General features: G+C 70.4%; 4 protein-coding genes. 2 read left to right on the top strand and 2 right to left on the bottom strand.

Going from position 1 to position 1,960, the window contains the following annotated elements:
- Both Q1K33_RS15655 and Q1K33_RS15650 read left to right on the top strand, forming a co-directional pair.
- Positions 1-260, top strand: a 260-nt coding sequence (locus Q1K33_RS15655) for a hypothetical protein (RefSeq protein WP_300405604.1), incomplete at its 5' end; no start/stop codon positions are given.
- A gap of 40 nt (positions 261-300) precedes the next feature.
- Positions 301-612 (top strand): hypothetical protein, encoded by a 312-nt coding sequence (locus Q1K33_RS15650; protein WP_300405602.1) that lies wholly within the window; start codon positions 301-303, stop codon positions 610-612.
- Between the two features lie 28 nt (positions 613-640).
- Here Q1K33_RS15650 and Q1K33_RS15645 read toward each other — a convergent pair whose 3' ends face one another.
- On the bottom strand, positions 641-1,399 hold the full coding sequence (locus Q1K33_RS15645) for an SDR family oxidoreductase (RefSeq protein ID WP_300405600.1): 759 nt from the start codon (positions 1,397-1,399) through the stop codon (positions 641-643).
- A gap of 72 nt (positions 1,400-1,471) precedes the next feature.
- Positions 1,472-1,960 (bottom strand): HNH endonuclease signature motif containing protein (locus Q1K33_RS15640; RefSeq protein WP_300405598.1); only part of this gene is annotated, 489 nt, incomplete at its 5' end.

Genomic DNA, 1,960 nt, shown 5'->3' with positions numbered 1-1,960 from the left:
AGCCCGAGCCCGTCGCCGTCACCGTCACCGACACCGTCCCCGAGCCCGAGCCCGAGCCCGAGCCCGTCGCCGTCACCGTCACCGACGCCGACGCCGTCCCCGTCGCCGACACCGAGCCCGTCACCGTCGCCGTCACCGACGCCGACACCGAGCCCGTCGCCGACGCCGACACCGAGCCCGTCACCGACGCCGTCACCGACGCCGACGCCGACGCCGAGCCCGTCACCGACGCCGTCACCGACGCCGACCCCGACTCCTGAGGAGTCGACCAGCACGGATGTCGCGGCCAGGTTGACGAAGATGAAGCAGCGCCGCGGGCAGCAGCCGTCGAAGGTCCAGTTCGTCGTCTACGGCGACCTGGCCTCCGACGGTCGCGCGGGTCGCGTCGTGATCAAGGTCGACAAGCGCCGCGAGCGCAGCTACGCCGTCCCTGTCGCCTCACGCGACACCCTGTCGGTCAACGACGTCGAGACCATCCGCCTCTCGAAGAACCTGCGCCGCGGCAAGCACAAGGTCCGCGTCGTCTTCATCCCGGACGACGCCGCGGCCTACGAACGGTCGCGGTCGCAGGTGATGGTGCTCCGGGTCAAGCGAGCCCAGCCGCCCCGCTAGCGACGCTAGGTGGCGTTGCTGCCGGTCCTCAGATCATCCGCTTGAGGACCGGCAGCGGCGCGTGCTTCATGACCAGCGACAGCGGACCCCAGGGCAGCGGCGGCACGCACGCGTCGGCGACCTGCTTCTCGATCGCCTTGACCATGGCCTTGACGCCGTCCTCGGTCGTGGCCATCAACGGAGAGGTCGGCTTCGCGTAGTCGTTCATCTCGCTGATGATGTAGCCCGGGTAGAGCACGGTGACCTTGACGGTCTTGGCGAGCGGCGTCCCGTAGAGCTCGGTGCGCAGGCCCTCCGCGAGGTGGGCGACGGCGGCCTTGGTGGCGGCGTACGTCGCGATCTCCTTCGGCATCCCGCGCATCGCGGCCATCGACGAGACCATCACGAGGTGGCCGGCCTGCTGCTCGCGGAAGATCTCCATCGCGGCCTCGGTCTGAGCCAGCGCCCCGACGAAGTTGGTCATCGCCGTGGCGCGGTTGGCGGCGTACCCGCCGGTCCCGATCCGCGCACCCTTGCCGAGGCCGGCGTTGACGATCACCTTGTCGATCCGCCCCAGCTGCTCGGCGAACTCGCCGAAGACGCGGAAGACCGCGTCGTCGTCGGTGACGTCCAGGGCGCGGACGGCAACGCGGCGATCCGGGTGGGCCCGGAGGATCTCGTCACTCAGCTCGTCGAGGCGGTCGGTACGGCGTGCGCACAATGCCAGGTCGTGACCCTTGGCAGCGAGCTGGCGGGCCATCTCGGCGCCGAGGCCGGAGGAGGCGCCGGTGATCAGGATTGTCGACATGGCTCGGAGTCTCGCAGAGGGCGCACCACGCCTGAGCGCCACCTTCGACCGCCGCAGGCATCAGGTGGTGGGTCAGGGCCCGGCTCTGGGTCGGTGTCGGATCCATTGGTCGGGTGGTGGGTGGTGGGGTCTGCGGGGTGGTGGTCGGAACTCGGGTCGGGCGTCTGTGGCGAGGCGGACCTGCCAGGTGGTGTCGTGGATGGTGCGGTGGTGGTGGCCGCAGAGCATGACGAGGTTGTTCAGACTGGTGGGTCCTCCGTCGGCCCAGTGGCGGATGTGGTGCGCGTGGCACATCACTGGTGGGCGGGTACAGCCCGGGAACGCACAGTGGCGGTCGCGGGCGATGAGGGCCAGCCAGATCGCGGTGGTGACCAGGCGTTGGGTGCGTCCGACGTCGAGGGGTTGGCCGTGGGTGCCGAGACAGATGGGGAGGATGTCGGCATCGCAGGCCAGGCGGCGGACCGCGGCGTGGGAGAGGCGGAGCCCGTCGTCGGTCATCGCCGGCTGGCCCGCGTCGTCTCCCGACTGCTCCGACTCCTCTTGGAGGGATTCGAAGTCGAT

Origin of the sequence: Nocardioides sp. (genome assembly GCF_029937575.1) — a bacterium.
In the GTDB taxonomy this organism is placed as follows: domain Bacteria; phylum Actinomycetota; class Actinomycetes; order Propionibacteriales; family Nocardioidaceae; genus Nocardioides.
The sequence above is the reverse complement of the archived record's forward strand: the minus strand, read 5'-3'. Positions and strand labels throughout refer to the sequence as shown.